This is a genomic window from Streptodolium elevatio (assembly GCF_053592165.1).
This window is the reverse complement of sequence record NZ_JBSFVE010000013.1, coordinates 35,332-49,630: the sequence shown is the minus strand read 5'-3', so window position 1 is coordinate 49,630 and position 14,299 is coordinate 35,332. Positions and strand designations below refer to the sequence as shown.

The following is a 14,299-nucleotide window of genomic DNA, read 5'->3' as shown; positions in this document are numbered from 1 at the left end:
GGCTACGCGCAGCCCACACCCCGGCGGGATCGAACACACAGCCCTACGCCCGCGCGCTCCCGAGGATGACCGGCTTGGTGAGTCCGGGCTGCCGGCCGAGGTCGACCGTCTCGGTGCGGATCTCGGTGAACCCGGCCTTCTCCAGCGCCGCGACCGGGTCCCTGGTCAGTCGGCACCCGCCGAACAGGCGCCGCCAGACCGGCTCCACCCGCTCCTGGCGGCGGCGCGCCTTCGGATCGGGCGAGCCCACGTGCTCGACGAACAGGAAGGTCCCGCCGGGCTTGAGCACTCGCCGCGCCTCGGCCGCCGACCGGTCGATGTCGTCGACGGTGCACAGCACGAGCGACGACACCACGGTGTCGAACCGCCCGTCGGGGTACGGCGTCTCCTCCGCGGTGCCCGTCCCGATCTCGGCCGCCACCGGCGAGCGCCCGAGCCGCGCCGCCAGCGCCTTGCGCATCGCGGGATCCGGCTCGACCAGGCAGACGTGGTCGGCGTTCGCGTAGTACGGCAGGTTGCCGCCGACACCCGCCCCGATCTCCAGGACGTCGCCGGTCGCGCCGCCGATCAGCCTCGCGCGCACCTTCCCGAAGCCCGCCCGGTCGCTCACGTCGCAGATGCGGCGGTAGAACGCCGCGAAGATCCAGTGGCCCCGCTCCGCCATGACGTACCCCCAGGGATCGTTCCGGCCCGGCACGCGCTCACCCCTGAACCTACGCCAACGCCGCCGCCACCGGGCGGAACAAATCCGGACGCGGCCCTGTTGGTCAACGGGGATGCGGGCCGGTCGCCGCCGGTCGCGCCTGGTCGGGGACGCGTACCGGAAGGAACTGTCGTGTTGCAGGTCGAGGTGTACAGCGACATCGCTTGTCCCTGGTGCTACGTGGGGAAACGGCGCTTCGAGAAGGCGCTCGCCGCCTTCCCGGGCGGTGCCGGCGTCGAGGTCGTGTACCGCCCGTACCAGCTCGATCCGTCCACGCCCGAGAAGGCCGAGCCGCTGTCGGAGCGCCTCGCGGTCAAGTTCGGCCGCGAGCAACTGCCCGCGATGCACGCCCGGCTGAACGAGATCGGACAGGCCGAGGGCATCGCCTTCGACTTCGACAGCGCGCTGTCGGCCAACACCTTCACCGGGCACCGGCTGCTCTGGCACGCGTTGGAGGAGTACGGCCGGGAGACGCAGGCCGCCCTCAAGGAACGCCTGCTGCGGGGCTACTTCGGCGAAGGCCTCGACGTCGGCGACCACGGGAAGCTGACGGAGCTGGCCGCCGAGGCCGGGCTCGACCGCGACCGCACGGCCGCGTTCCTGGCGTCCGACGAGGGTCTCGCGCAGGTGCGGCAGGCGATCGACGAGGCCCGGGAGATCGGGGTGACGGCCGTCCCGACGTTCGTCTTCCAGGGCAAGTGGGCGGTCCAGGGCGCCCAGGAGACCGCGACCTTCCTGCAGGTGCTGGAGCAGGTGACCGAGGAGCTGGGCAAGCAGCCGTCCGCCTGACGGGGCCGCCGCGGGGGCGCCCCGTGGGACGCGGTCGCCGTCAGTCGAGGTCGCGCTTCGCGTAGCCGATCCCGGCCAGGTCCCAGCGCGGCAGCTGGGCCGCCAGGCGCGTCCGGTAGCCGTCCCAGCCGCGTGCCTCGGGGGCCGACCAGCCGATCTCGGACACGCCCGCGATGCGGGGGAAGGCCATGTACTCGGCGTCGGCGAAGCTGTTCAGCGTCTCGCCCCACAGCGGGGCCTCGACGCCGATGACCGCCTCGGCGGGCACTCCGTCGAGAAGCGTGGCCGGCTCCCACTCGTAGGACTGCCGGACGTCGACGGTCCCGCCCCAGGTGAGGCCGAGCTCGTCGGCATCGTCGTACTTCATGTCCAGGTAGACGTGGTCGGACGGGGACAGCACGACCTTCGCCCCCGCCTGTGCCGCGTCGACGATCATGTCCGCCTCGCGCCCCTGCTGGTTCCAGTACTGCACGACGGCCCCGGGCACCGGCGGCGCGTCGGCGAGCTGGTGCCAGGCCATGACCGTCTTGCCGTGCTTCTGCACGATGGCCTGGGCGCGCCGCATGAACGCCGCGAACTGCTCGGGCTTGAGGGTGTGCGCCTCGTCGCCGCCGATGTGCACGTACGGCCCGGGGGTCAGCGCGGCGATCTGGCCGATCACCTCGTCCACGAACTCGTAGGTCTTCTCGCTCTCCACGCACAGCGTGCTGAAGCCGACGTCGATGCCGGTGTACGGCTCGTACTCACGCCCGTCGCAGCCCAGTTCGGGGTACGCCACGAGCGCCGCGTTGGTGTGCCCCGGCAGCGCGATCTCCGGAACCAGCGTCAGGCCGCGCTCCGCCGCGTACGCCACGACCTCGCGGTAGTCCTGCTGCGTCCAGAACCCGCCCGGTCCGCCGCCGACCTGGGTGGCCCCGCCGACCTCGGTCAGCCTGGGCAGCCCGTCGACCGCGATGCGCCAGCCCTGGTCGTCGGTCATGCGCAGGTGCAGGTAGTTGAACTTGTAGCGGGAGATGCCGTCGGCGAGGCGGCGTACCTCCTCGGGGGTGAAGTACTGCCGCACGATGTCGAGCATCATGCCGCGGTACGCGTACCGCGGCATGTCGGTGACGCTGCCGCCCGGCACGGTCCACGGGCCCGCCGCCCGCGTCTTCGACTCGATGTCCACGGGCAGCAGTTGGCGTAGCGTCTGCACGCCGTTGACGAGTCCGGCCGACCGTGCCGCGCGGATCTCGACGGCCTCCGCGGTCACGGTGAGGCGGTAGCCCTCGACGCCGTCCGGGCCGTCGGGTTCGAGGACGAGGGCGATGCCGGACGGCGGTGCGTCCTCGTCGAATTCTCGGACCGGCAGCGCATATCCGGTCGCGGGCCGGAGCATTCCGGCGAGCAGCGCGCCCACCCGGGCGGCGTCGGGGGATCCCGGCTCGGTGAAGAGCACCGTGTCGTCGGCGAGTGTCCAGGTGACTCCGGGGGCGGCCGTGGCGCTCACGGGGGCCGGCACGATCGTGTCGTACCCCGGCGGGACGCGCGCGGGAGCCGCGGCCGCCGGTCCCTTGGCGCCGCCGCCGGATCCACCCGAGCCGCCGGAGCCGTCGTCGCCGGAGACCAACTCGGTGGTCCCCCACGCCGCCAGCCCGATGAGCAGCAGTGCGACGGCAACTGCCCAGATCCGCTTGGCGCCACCGCGCATGGACACCCCCGTGGTCGATTCCGAACGCCGGTTCGGTGAACTCTAGACGGCGATCAGTTCCGGGACGGGGTCACCGGGCCCGCAGATTGACCTCGAGCGTGGTCCACGCGCCGACGTGGATGCGGTCGCCGTCGTGCAGATCCACCGGCAGGTTGAACTCGATGGCCCGCTTGCCGCCGTTCAGCGTCGTGCCGTTCGTCGACCCGGGGTCGACGAGCTGCCACGATCCGTCCTGCCGGCCCATCAGCACCACGTGCAGGTGCGATATGCCCGGGTCCGAGGGCGGACCGGACAGGTCGATCTCCGGGACGTCCGCCCCCGCGGCACCCGCCCGCCGCCGACCGACGCGCATGCGTTCGCCCTCCAGCGCGACGGTCCACGTCTCGTGGTATGGCGGGAACCGCATCGCGTGTGCGTCCGGGCCGCCCTGGGACACGACCCGCTCGAAATACTCGGCATCGGCGGTGACCCGCACGGTCCAGACGTACCCGGTCTGGGTGGCCGGGGGCGCCGTGCCGGGGTGGTAGTCGGCCGGCAGCATGGGCGGCCGCGGCGGCACCGCGACCGGCCCCGAGCCGACGACCGTGCCGCCGCCCCACTGGTCGGTGTACGACGGCTCTTGATAGCTCCCGGCGGAGTACGACTCGCCCGGCGGGTAGCCCGCGGGCGTGCTGGTCTGCGGTGTGTACCCGTACTGCTGCGGGCCGGGCGGCGCCGTCGGCTGACCGGGCCCGCTGCCGCCGGTGTTCTGCCCCGAGTAACCGGGCTGCTCCGGCCGTCCGCCGTGGCCGGTCGGCGCGCTGTGGACGCCGTGCCCGCCGCCTTGGCCGCCCTGACCGCCGCCCTGTCCGCTCTGACCTCCCTGGGTGGAGTAACCGCCCGGGTCGGGGTAGCCGCCCTGGCTCGGGTAGTCCGGCTGCGGCGGCTGCCCCGCGGAGTAGTCGTACCCGGTGCTCTGCCCGGTCGCGGCGTAGCCCTGCCCGCCGTCGGTCTGCGGGTACTGCGACGACTGCCCCGCCCCGTATTGCGGGCCCGGGTCCGCGTCGAACTCGTACCCGCACGCCTCGCAGAACCGGGTGGCGCTGTCGCGCGGCGTGTGGCAGACCGGACAGGGTTCGCCGGGCACCGGGGCGTACTCCGGCGCCGACCCCGCGTACTGCGGCTGGGGCATGGCCTGCCGACCGATCGGCCTGCCGCACGCGTCGCAGAAGTCCTCGGCGATCGAGTTGTGGCCGCGCGGGCATATCGCCATGTCAGCGCCTCCTGTCTTCCGTGACGACGACGCGCGCCGGGGCCCGGCGGTTCGGCATGCGGACGAATTTCGGGTGTTTTGCCGGTCGGCAGGTTACGAGGTCCGCAACCGGGACGTCTTCACCGATGCCGTGTCCAGCGTCATCTCGTCCTCGTCCGACACCTTGCGCCGCAGCTTGATGGTCCCGGTCACCGGGTCTTCGTCGACGACATTCTTGATCAACTTGGCGGTGTGCTCGTCCCCGGACTCCTTCGCCAGGTCGAGCGCCCGCCCGAGCTTCGCGGTCGCCGCACTCTCGTGGCCGTCCCGGCGCGCCTCCAGGCCCTCCTGGATCGCCTGCGCGAGCTCCGCACGACCGGTGTAGAAGGCGACCTCCTTGCTGATCTTGGTGGACAGCTCCTCGTTGTCGGTCCACTCGGCGAACACGCCGATGCGGGTCAACTCCGTCTCGCTGCCGTCCGCGGCGCGCGAGACCAGGCTCACCAGGCCGACGCGCACCGGGTCGTCGATGTCGCCCGGCTCGACCTCCAGGCAGACGTGGTAGTCGCGGCTCTCCGCGCCCCACGAACCCGTCGGGTAGTCGCCGATGTTGGGCCCGGCGTCGTGGCGACGGTGCGTCAGTTCCTCGATGGAGGGGCGTACTTGCTTGACGAACTTGACCCGCGCGCTGCCGGGGGTGCGCAGCCGCAGCGCCACGTCGGCGACCGCCTTGCCCATCGCGTTCTCGATCATCGCGGTGAAGTCCGCGACCAGGTTGGCGGGTTCGGCCACGATGTCCAGGCTGCCGAGCAGTCCCGAGGCGACCTGCCGGAGCTCCGCCACCACCCAGTCCGTGCCGACGCCGCGGCAGTCGCACGTGAACACGCCCTGGCACTGCTCGATGGCGGCGGCCAGGTCGGCGGCGGTCTCGCTCTCGTCCTTGCCGTCGGTGAGCAGGATCGCGTGCCGGATCGCCTCCGGGTACGGAGCCAGCAGCCGCTTCGCGGCCAGCAGCCACTGCCCTATCGCCGTCCCGCCGCGCGCCCGCAGCCGGTCGACCGCGCGCTTGGCCTCACGCCGGGTGTGCGCGTCGAGTACGACCAGGCGCTCTTCGGCCGGGTAGACCATCGACGCCATGCCGGTGCCCGACACGACGGCGAACAGCGTGCCCTCACGCAGCGCGTCGATCGCCGCCTTGGTGGCGTGCTTGGCGGAACTCAGCTTCGTACCGGGGAAGTCCATCGAACCCGACGTGTCCACGAGGATCACCTCGGCGGCCAGGCCGCCGCGGGCGGCACCGCCCGACACCTCGCCCTTCGCGGTGACCGTGGCGACCGCGTGCACCTCGCGCCCGCCCATCGGCAAGTATTGGTTCTGAAAGACCTCGACTTCGAAGTCGGGCGCCCCGGAAGGGCTTTCGTTGGCGGCCATTGCGGCTACTCCTTGGGTTCCGGCCCGACGTGGGCGGCGGGCGGGAAGGGGACGAGGACCACGGTGATGTTGTCGGCGCCCCCGGACTGGAGGGCGTAGTCGGTCAGTGCCCGTGCGGCGCGCATCGGCTGCGCGAGACCGTAGGGCAGCGCGAAGGCGGAGAGCGTCTGCGCCGCCTGTACGTAGTTCCACAACCCGTCGCTGCACAGCAGCACCGCGCCGGGCGTGTTGGGCCGGAGGGTCATGACGCGCGCCCGTACCTCGCCCGCGTCGGCGCCGAGCCAGGACACGATGGCGTGTGCGCGGCTGTCGGCGTACGCCTGGGCCTCGGTCAACTGGCCGCACGCGACCATGCGCGCGGCCCACGAGTCGTCCTCCGTCAGCAGCGCCGAAGGCGTCGGCATGCGGATCGTGCTGTCCGCACTCACGGCCTCCGGGAACGCCGCGGGCGGCGGGGTCTCCGGCAGCGCGATGCGGACCGGCGTGTGGTCCGGCTCGGGTGCCGGCCGCGACGGGCCGCCGGCCGGCAGCGTGCTGTCCTGGTCGCCCACCGGGTGGTCGTCGACGGAGAGCCAGTACGCACGGCTGTCGCCGACCCAGCCGATGGTGACCGTCTCCGGGGTGACGACGGCCGAGACGTACGTACACGCGGGAGCGTTCCCGTCCACGTCGCCCGGACCCGCCAGCCGGGCCACCGCACTTGCCGCCGCGGCGGCCGCCGCCCGGGTGGCCGCCTCCGGCCCGGCGCCGCCGCGCAGGGCGGCGACCAGCGCGGCACCGGCGGCGCGCGCTCCGGTGCTGGACGCGTCGTCGGGCCGCGGCGACGAGGAGACCCCGTCGCAGACGACCGCCACGACGCTTGGTCCGCCGTGCGGGGAATCGATGACCTCGACGGCCATCGCGTCCTCGTTGCGGCGGTGGCGCAGGCCGCGGTCGCTCATGCCGGCGGCGATGCGCAGGTCGGTGACGACCGAGTCGCGCGGGTTGTAGGCCCGGCCGCACGACTCGCACCAGCCGTCCGCACCGATTGACGACGTCCGGCACGATCGGCACGTTGCGCTGGCGAACTCGCCTCTGCGCGGCGCGCGTTCGGTGACCGGCGGCGGAGGCGCGTGGCGCAGCTCGTAGCCGCACGCCTCGCAGAAGTTGTGGCCGGGTTGCGGCTGCACGCCGCAGCTCGGGCACCCGACCACCGCGCCCGGGGCGGATCCGGCGGGTGCGCCCACCGCCGGATCCGTCCCGCGCGACGCCTGGCCCGCACCCACGCCGATCACACCCATGTCCGGGGCCGTACTTCGTTGGCCTTGTCCACCAGTGCCACGCGTTCCTCCGTTGCGTCGACGTGCCGCGCGAGCGAGCGGAACGTGCGTTCGAGGGCGAACCGCAGCGGCCGCTCCGCCAACTCGCTGTCGAGCACGGTGCCGCCGCGCCCGGTCGCCCCGGGGCGCCCTTCGCGCACCCAGGCCAGTGCGGCGCCGAGGAGTTCGGCGGCGAGCCGGTCGTGCGCCTCCCCCTCGATCGGCAGGGCGTCCAGGCGGGCCGAGGCCTGCAGCAGGTCCTCCTCGAGCGGCTCCGCCGGGTCGCGGTCGCACACCCGGGTGCGCAGGGCCGCGGTCTGCGCGGCGACGTAGTAGGCGGAGGTGTCCGGCACGGACTCCAGTGTCGCCACGGCGCCCGCCCGGTCGCCGGAGGCGAGGCGGCAGCGGGCGAGCCCGAACGCCGCGCTCACGTACGACCGGTCGGTGTGCCACACCCCCTCGTACTCGCGTGCGGCTTGCGCGTGGTGGCCGTGCTGCTCCATGCAAACGCCGAGCGCGAGACGCGGCGCGCGCTCGCCCGGCAGCAGCGAGCGCACCGCGTCGAACGCGGCGAGCGCGTCGCTGACGCGGCCCTCGGAGAGCGCCGCCACACCGCGGTACCAGAGCAGTCGCCAGTCGTCGGGGTCGACGTCGTCGAGGAACGCCTCGGCGCGCGTCACCAGTCCGCGTTCTATGCAGACGTACGCCAGGCGCAGCGTGGCCTCCACCGAGTCGACGCCGGCCGCGGTGAGTGCCGCCAGGAGTTCGTCCGGGTCGTTGGTCGGCAGCGAGGCGAGCAGGCCCGCGGCCGGGTCCGACGGGTCGACGCGCGGCACCGGCAGGCCGGCCGCGACGGCGACGGCGCCCGGGGCGCCCGGGGAGTTCCAGGCCGCGACGTCGCTGTGCGCGACGCGGGTCTCGGGGCCGAACAGGCCCGACAGCGCGGGCCGGGGCTCGCCGGTGCGCTTGGCGACGACCTCGCGCAGCACGCCGAGGCACTGCTCGGCCATGTCGGCGGCGGTCGCGAACCGCTGCTCAGGGTCGGCGTGCGTGGCCCGCAGCAGCAGCCGGTGGTAGGACTCGAACTCCTCGAACAGCGGGACCGAACTCGCGGGCGGCAGCGAGGTCTTCCACTCTTTCGTGAAGTTCGCGAAGGGGAAGCTCAGTACCGCCATGGTGCGCCCGACCGTGTACAGGTCGGACTCGGGGGTCGGCCCCACATCGCCGATCTCCGGCGCCTGGTAGCCGATCGTGCCGTAGATCGCGCCGTCCTCCTGGTCGACGTGCCGGACCGCGCCCATGTCGATGAGCGTGAGCTGGTCGTCGGTCTGGATGACGTTGTCCGGCTTGAAGTCGCAGTAGATCAGGCCGCGGCTGTGCAGGTGGCCGAAGGCCGGGAGGATCTCGATCGCGTAGGCGAGCACCTGTTCGAGCGGCAACACCGCGCGGCGGTCCTGCAGTTCGGTGCGGCGGCGCTCGACCAGGTCCTTGAGTGACATGCCGCCGATGTACTCCATGACGATGTACGTCTCGGGGTCGCCGGTGTAGCGGTCCTGGTGTGTGACGACGTTGTGGATCGTGACGATGTTGGCGTGCTGGACGTGCGCGAGGACCCGCTGTTCGGCCAGGACCGCGTCGCGGGCGTCCTGGTCGCCGCTGCCGAGCAGGCCCTTGAGCACCACCCACTTGTCGTGCAGCACGGTGTCGATGGCCAGGTAGACCCAGCCGAAGCCGCCTCGGGCGAGGCAGCCGACCACGCGGTACTGGCCGACCATGTCGCCGGCTTCGAGCTTGGGTCCGAACGAGTAGGGCGTACGGTCGTACGGGCAGAAGCCGTTGGCGATGCCGGGCTTGCCGTCGCGCCCGCGGCCGACCGGGCGGCCGCAGTCCTCGTTGCGGCAGAAGCGCCTGTTCTCCGGTATCGCCGGGTCCTTCATGAGTATCGCGGCGGGGTCGCGCACCGGGACGGCGGGGATCTCCACCAGGCCCGCGCCGAGCCGGCGGCCGACGGTGCCCCCGGCCTGACGGCGCGAAGTGCGCCCCGAGGTCCGGCCCGACGTGACGCCGGACCGGGTGCCCGTCGCCGACCGGCCGCTCGGGCCCAGGCCGCCGCCGAGGCCGCTCGCCAGGCCCGAGCCGCCCGCGGTGGCGGACTTGCCGGGATCCGTCGCGGCCTTGAGCGGCGCCCGACCGCAGTCGAGGCAGTAGCCGTCCTCGATGGCCCCGGTGCCGCAGTCGGAACGGTTACAGATCGTCATTGCCCTCGCCTTCCCCCCTCGGCCCTTCGGCCCTCGTCGGGCCGCCGGTGTGTCCGACGCCGCCCGTTCCCGTCCCGGTCCCGCCCCCGGTGCTCGGCCCGGCGCCGGTCTCGTTGTGTATGCCCCGCCCGTCCACCCGAACCGCGCGATGGTGCACAGGTCTTGGCGCGGTGACCGCGAGCTGGTACTCGCCGACGAGCCGGGACGCGTCGTCCAGGTCGCACGGCGCGCGCCAGAGCACGTCGTACGCCCGGTGGTGCAGCCCCTCCAGGACCTCGTCCTCGCCGCGCCCGCGGCCTCCCGCCATCGCACGGTACGCCTGGAGCAGCCCGCGGAGTTCGTCGCGGCGGGACAGCAGCGCCTCGAGTTCGCCGCGGGCCGCGCGCAGCCGCTCCCCGGCCGCCGACGCGTCGCGTTCCAGCGCGCTGAGGTGCGACGAAAGCTGCGGCCACGCGTCCCGGCGGCGCAGGTCGGCCACCTGCGCGGCGCGGGCGCGCAGCGCCGCGGCGGCGACCGGGATGTCGGGGACGCCGCGGGTGATGCGGGTCAGCACGTGCGCGCGGCGGCGGTGCGCCTCGGCTTCGTCGGCGGCCAGCACGTCGACGAGGCCGGTCACCCGCTGGGCGCGCTCCTCGTACCGCTCCTGGACGAGCCGGAGTTGGCGCAGGGCGTCCTGCACGCCCTTGAGGTCGCGTTCGAGGCCGTCGAGGTCGACGTCGCCGACCCGGGAGCGTGCGGTCACGCCGACGAAGCGCAGCGGGTCGGCGGCGACCCGGGCGCGGGCGGCGGACAGGCGCTTGCGCACCTCGGCGACCACGCGGGCCTCCACGCCGAGGGCGGCCTGACCGCCGAGCCGGTCCACCAACGACGCGGTCTCGGTCGCCGCCGCCTCGACCCGGTCCAGGCGCGGCAGCACGAGCGACCACACCTCGTCGACGGAGGCGACCAGTTCGGTCGCGCGGCGCCAGACCGTGTTCATCTCGGCGACCACGGCGTCGAAGGTCAGCATGCGGGGCGAGGCGGCCGGATCGAGCAGGCCGCGCCGCCCGATCGGCACCTCCTCGCCGGGCACACTCACGTTGGCACCGGTCAGCAGCCGTGCCATCTCGTCCAGTTCGGTGCGCGACGGCCGGGACCGCCGGGACCGCAGCGCGCGGGCCTCGTCGAGCACGGCACCATAGGCGGAGTACAGCTCCCACAGCCGGGCGATGTCGGTGCGGCACGCCACCCAGCGCTCCTCGGTGCGCCCTTCGAGCGCCGCCCCTTCGAGGAGGCGGCGGCCGGGGTGCTCCTCGAGTGCCATGAGTCCGGCGGATATTCCGTCGCGCTCGGTGTCGAGACGGGCGATCTCGCGGTCGACGTCCTCGCGCGTCCAGGTGCCCGGGGTCGTCACGACTCGGTCCGCCAGGTGGTGACCGCCGGGGGACGCGGGACGGTCTCGTCGAGCGAGGTGCCGATGTACGCCTTGTACAGGTCGGTCCAGCGGCCGGAGCGCTTCACGTCGGCGAGCACGGCGTTGACGAACCGCACGAACTCCGGGTCCTCCTTGTTGACGGCCATGCCGTACGGTTCCTCGCTGATCCTGCCGCCCACCACTTCGGTGAACTTGGCGTCCTGGGCCTGGAGTCCGGCCAGGATGGTGTCGTCGGTGGAGATGGCGTCCGTCTCGCCTTTCTGGAGTTTGACGAGGCAGTCGGCCCAGGTCTCGCCCTCGACGGGGATGGCCTGGTACTGCGGTTCCTTGATGCGGGTGAGCGATGTCGAGCCGTTGACCGCGCAGACGCGGTACCCGGCGAGGCCGGCCAGGCCCTCGGTGCGAGCGCGCGCCGGCAGGCCCGGGTCCTTCTGCACCAGTGTGCGCTGCCCGGCCGTGAAGTAGACGTCGGAGAAGTCGACGCGCTCGCGGCGCTCGCAGTTGACGGTCATCGTCATCGCGACGATGTCGACCTGCCCCGATTCGACGGCGGGGACGCGGTCGGCGTTGCGCAGCACCCGGAACTGGATGCGGTTCGGCCCCGCGTCGCCGAAGATCGCCTTCGCCACCTCGCGCAGCAGGTCGATGTCGAAGCCCTTGAGGGTCGCGTCGACGGGGTCGAGATATCCGAACGGGTACGTGCTCTGGTCCACCCCGGCTCTCAGGTACCCGCGGCGGACGATCTCCGCCATCTTGCTGTCCTGCGGCCACGAGCCGGGGGCCGGCAGCGAAGCGGGCGGCCGGAGGCTCAGCTTGGGGTCGCCGCAGTCCGTCGCGGCCGGCGCGGCCGGCGCCGACTGCGCGGCGGGGACGGCCTGGGGCTGCCGGCGCGCGCCGTCCGCGCCGGCGCCGCCCTGCGACGCGACCACGAGGGCGATGCCCGTGGCCAGCGCGGCGGCCGTGCGCCGCGTACGCCGCCCGTACCGTCCGCGCGGTCCCGTGTGCTTCACCGGTACTCCCCCAGCCTGCGGCGGACCCCGTCGACGATCGCCGCGGAGGCGGCGACCGCGAGGACGAGGAGCCCCACCGCCAGTCCCTCCATGGCGTCGCGGCCGCGGTCCGCGGCCTTCTCGAAGTCCTGCTGGTCCTTGGCGATCGCCTCGGAGAGCGCCTTCTCGGCGCGCTCGAAGGCGACTTGGGAGAGCCCGTCGTCGTTGATCACGAGTGCGACGGCGCCCTTGAAGTTGGTCTGGTCGTACTGCTCCTTGACGTTGGCGTGCGCGACCTTCCAGTCGGCGACCGCGGCGCGGGCGTCGGCAATCCGTGCGGAGGTGACGGTGTCGTCCGCCGACCGGCGCGCGGCCGCGTTCAGCAGTCCCTCGGGACCGTCGGCCTGCAGAAGCCGGAACTGCTCCGTCAGCGCGGCCTCGTACACGCCGCCGTCGGTCCCGTTCTGGACGAGGATCTGCCCCTCCGCCGCACGGGCCTTCAACACCGCGAACCGAGCGTCCGACAGGACGTCGACCGGACGCCAGCCTTCGTCGCGGCTGTCCGCCAAGTCCGAACGCGCGGCGGAGAGTCCCACGGTGAGCCAGGCCAGCGAGGCCGCCACCGCGAGGGACGCGAGCAGCAGCCCGGGGTTGAAGACCCGCTTCGTCCGCCGGGCGAGCATCACCTGCGCGACCACCAGCGCGGCCACCGCGAACGCACCGGACAGGTACGCCGTCCACGGCACACCGGTCGCCGCCTTGTGGTCGTCGCGCAGCCGCCCCGCCGCGATCTCGTGCAACTCGGCGGCGGCCGGCAGGATCACGCGCTCCATCTGCCGGCTCGCCGCGCGCAGGTACGACGCGCCGACCGGATGCCCCTGCCGCGTCTCCGACTTCGCCCGCGCGACGTCCTCGCGATACTTGGGGATCTCCACGGCCAGGCGGCTCAGCAGCTCCGCGACCGGACCGGACGCGCCCGCGGACGACGCCGACATCAGGGTCCGCTGCGCCGTCTCCGCCGACCGCTCGTAGTCCTCGCGGAGTTCCTTCTTCTCCACACCGCCCGACAACAACCCGGCGGCCGCGGCGGCGTCGGCCTCGGCGAGCGAGCGGTACAACTCCTGCGTGCGGACGCCGAGCGGTTCGCTCCGCGTCGCGACGCGTTCCGCCGCCTGCGACCGCTCCCGCACCGCGAGGAACGCGAACAACCCCGCGAGCAGCGACAACACGACGAGCAGCACGCCGACGAGGGCAAGTCGCCCGGGTGTGGTCCGCGCACCGCGCGCCACCCGCCCGATCGCCCGGCGCCCCACCGACGCGGCATCGGGTCCGGCTACCGCTGTGACCACCCGCCACCTCCCCCGGGAACGCCCCCCATCCCGCCGACCCCGACCGGATCGGCAGCCACGAGGGTCGGTCCGCCCCCACCCCCGAAGTTATCGTGCGCCACCTCCGACGCCCGATGGTCTTCCCTCAATCCACCCATGAGCAGGGATTCTGACGCGCCTTGCCGCCGACCGGGATTGCCCCTGGGGCAACAACCGGGGCGGCCCGGGAGCGCCGACTCCGGTTCGCTCCGCGGCGCCCGGTCCTCGGCCGCGGTGTGCGGGTGATCTACCCTCGGGCGCCGGCCGAGTGGGCCGCCCAGCGGTCGTGGTGGTGGGTGACCTCGATCGGGCGGGCGAAGCAGCTGGTGAGGTTCGGGCTCGTCAGGACCTCGGCCACCGGGCCGGACGCCTGGACCCGGCCGTCGCGCAGGAGCATGGCGTGGCCGATGTTCGGGGCCAGTTCCTCCAGGTGGTGCGTCACCGTGACGGTGGCCAGGCGGGGGCGGGCGGCCGCGAGGCGGTGCATCGCGTCGATGAGGTCCTCGCGCGAGGGCAGGTCGAGGGCGTTGAACGGTTCGTCGAGCAGCAGGAGGGCAGGCTCGGCGAGCAGCGCGCGGGCGATGAGGATGCGGGCGCGCTGGCCGCCGGAGCACACTCCGTACGGCCGGTCGGCCAGTTCTTTGAGGTCAAGTTCGGCCAGCAGCTCGTCGGCCCTCGCACGCGTTGCGGCGTCGTACTTGCGCCACAGCGGCTGCACGGTTCCGGTCGCGCCGGTGAGCACGACCGTGTGCGCGGTCTCGTCGAGCGGCACCTTCTGGGCGCTGGAGACGAATCCGATGACCGCCCGCAGCTCCCGCACGTCGACGCGGCCGAGGCGGTGGCCGAGCACGTCGACGGTGCCGACCGTGGGGTGCATGGTCGCGCCGAGGAGCCGCAGGACGGTCGTCTTCCCGGCGCCGTTGGCACCGAGGAGCGCCCAGTGCTCGCCCGCGCGTACCGTCCAGTCGATCCCGTCGAGGATCACCTGGCCCGTCGTGTACTTGCGCACACCGACGCCGCGCAGGGCGGCGACGGTTCGGGGCTGCTCGGACACGTCGTCCACGGTTCCTCCCGGTGGTCTCTCGGCGGTGCCTCCCAGGCCGCCCCCACCATAGATGCATACAGCATG

11 protein-coding genes are annotated in these 14,299 nt (G+C 73.4%); 1 reads left to right on the top strand and 10 read right to left on the bottom strand.

Features of this window, described 5'->3' with window-relative positions:
• Positions 1 to 43: 43 nt before the first annotated feature.
• Entirely contained in the window at positions 44 to 697 is a 654-nt protein-coding gene (locus ACWD12_RS23425; RefSeq protein WP_450101156.1) for a class I SAM-dependent methyltransferase, read from the bottom strand.
• Between the two features lie 138 nt (positions 698 to 835).
• Between ACWD12_RS23425 and ACWD12_RS23420 the strand changes: the two genes are divergently transcribed.
• Positions 836 to 1,492, top strand: coding sequence for a DsbA family oxidoreductase (locus tag ACWD12_RS23420; RefSeq protein WP_450101155.1), 657 nt, complete (start codon positions 836 to 838; stop codon positions 1,490 to 1,492).
• A gap of 40 nt (positions 1,493 to 1,532) precedes the next feature.
• On the opposite strand, the gene ACWD12_RS23415 is transcribed toward ACWD12_RS23420, so the two are convergent.
• The 9 genes from ACWD12_RS23415 to ACWD12_RS23375 form a co-directional block, all read right to left on the bottom strand.
• A complete protein-coding gene (locus tag ACWD12_RS23415; RefSeq protein ID WP_450101154.1) occupies positions 1,533 to 3,182 on the bottom strand; it encodes a beta-N-acetylhexosaminidase in 1,650 nt (549 codons plus the stop codon).
• Between the two features lie 70 nt (positions 3,183 to 3,252).
• A complete protein-coding gene (locus ACWD12_RS23410) occupies positions 3,253 to 4,434 on the bottom strand; it encodes an FHA domain-containing protein (protein WP_450101153.1) in 1,182 nt (393 codons plus the stop codon).
• A gap of 93 nt (positions 4,435 to 4,527) precedes the next feature.
• Positions 4,528 to 5,844, bottom strand: coding sequence for a VWA domain-containing protein (locus tag ACWD12_RS23405; protein ID WP_450101152.1), 1,317 nt, complete (start codon positions 5,842 to 5,844; stop codon positions 4,528 to 4,530).
• Between the two features lie 5 nt (positions 5,845 to 5,849).
• Positions 5,850 to 7,124, bottom strand: coding sequence for a PP2C family protein-serine/threonine phosphatase (locus ACWD12_RS23400; protein ID WP_450101151.1), 1,275 nt, complete (start codon positions 7,122 to 7,124; stop codon positions 5,850 to 5,852).
• Entirely contained in the window at positions 7,115 to 9,400 is a 2,286-nt protein-coding gene (locus tag ACWD12_RS23395; protein ID WP_450101150.1) for a tetratricopeptide repeat protein, read from the bottom strand. Before ACWD12_RS23395 ends, ACWD12_RS23400 begins: the two co-directional genes overlap by 10 nt.
• Positions 9,387 to 10,793, bottom strand: coding sequence for a hypothetical protein (locus ACWD12_RS23390; protein WP_450101149.1), 1,407 nt, complete (start codon positions 10,791 to 10,793; stop codon positions 9,387 to 9,389). Before ACWD12_RS23390 ends, ACWD12_RS23395 begins: the two co-directional genes overlap by 14 nt.
• The gene (locus tag ACWD12_RS23385) at positions 10,790 to 11,824 is read right to left on the bottom strand and encodes a glutamate ABC transporter substrate-binding protein (RefSeq protein WP_450101148.1); all 1,035 of its coding nucleotides are present in this window, start codon (positions 11,822 to 11,824) and stop codon (positions 10,790 to 10,792) included. The genes ACWD12_RS23390 and ACWD12_RS23385 overlap by 4 nt, the downstream gene beginning before the upstream one ends.
• The gene (locus ACWD12_RS23380) at positions 11,821 to 13,152 is read right to left on the bottom strand and encodes a hypothetical protein (RefSeq protein WP_450101147.1); all 1,332 of its coding nucleotides are present in this window, start codon (positions 13,150 to 13,152) and stop codon (positions 11,821 to 11,823) included. Before ACWD12_RS23380 ends, ACWD12_RS23385 begins: the two co-directional genes overlap by 4 nt.
• Positions 13,153 to 13,417: 265 nt before the next feature.
• Complete coding sequence (locus ACWD12_RS23375) at positions 13,418 to 14,233, bottom strand: ABC transporter ATP-binding protein (RefSeq protein WP_450101146.1); 816 nt, start codon at positions 14,231 to 14,233, stop codon at positions 13,418 to 13,420.
• Between the last annotated feature and the right edge of the window lie 66 nt (positions 14,234 to 14,299).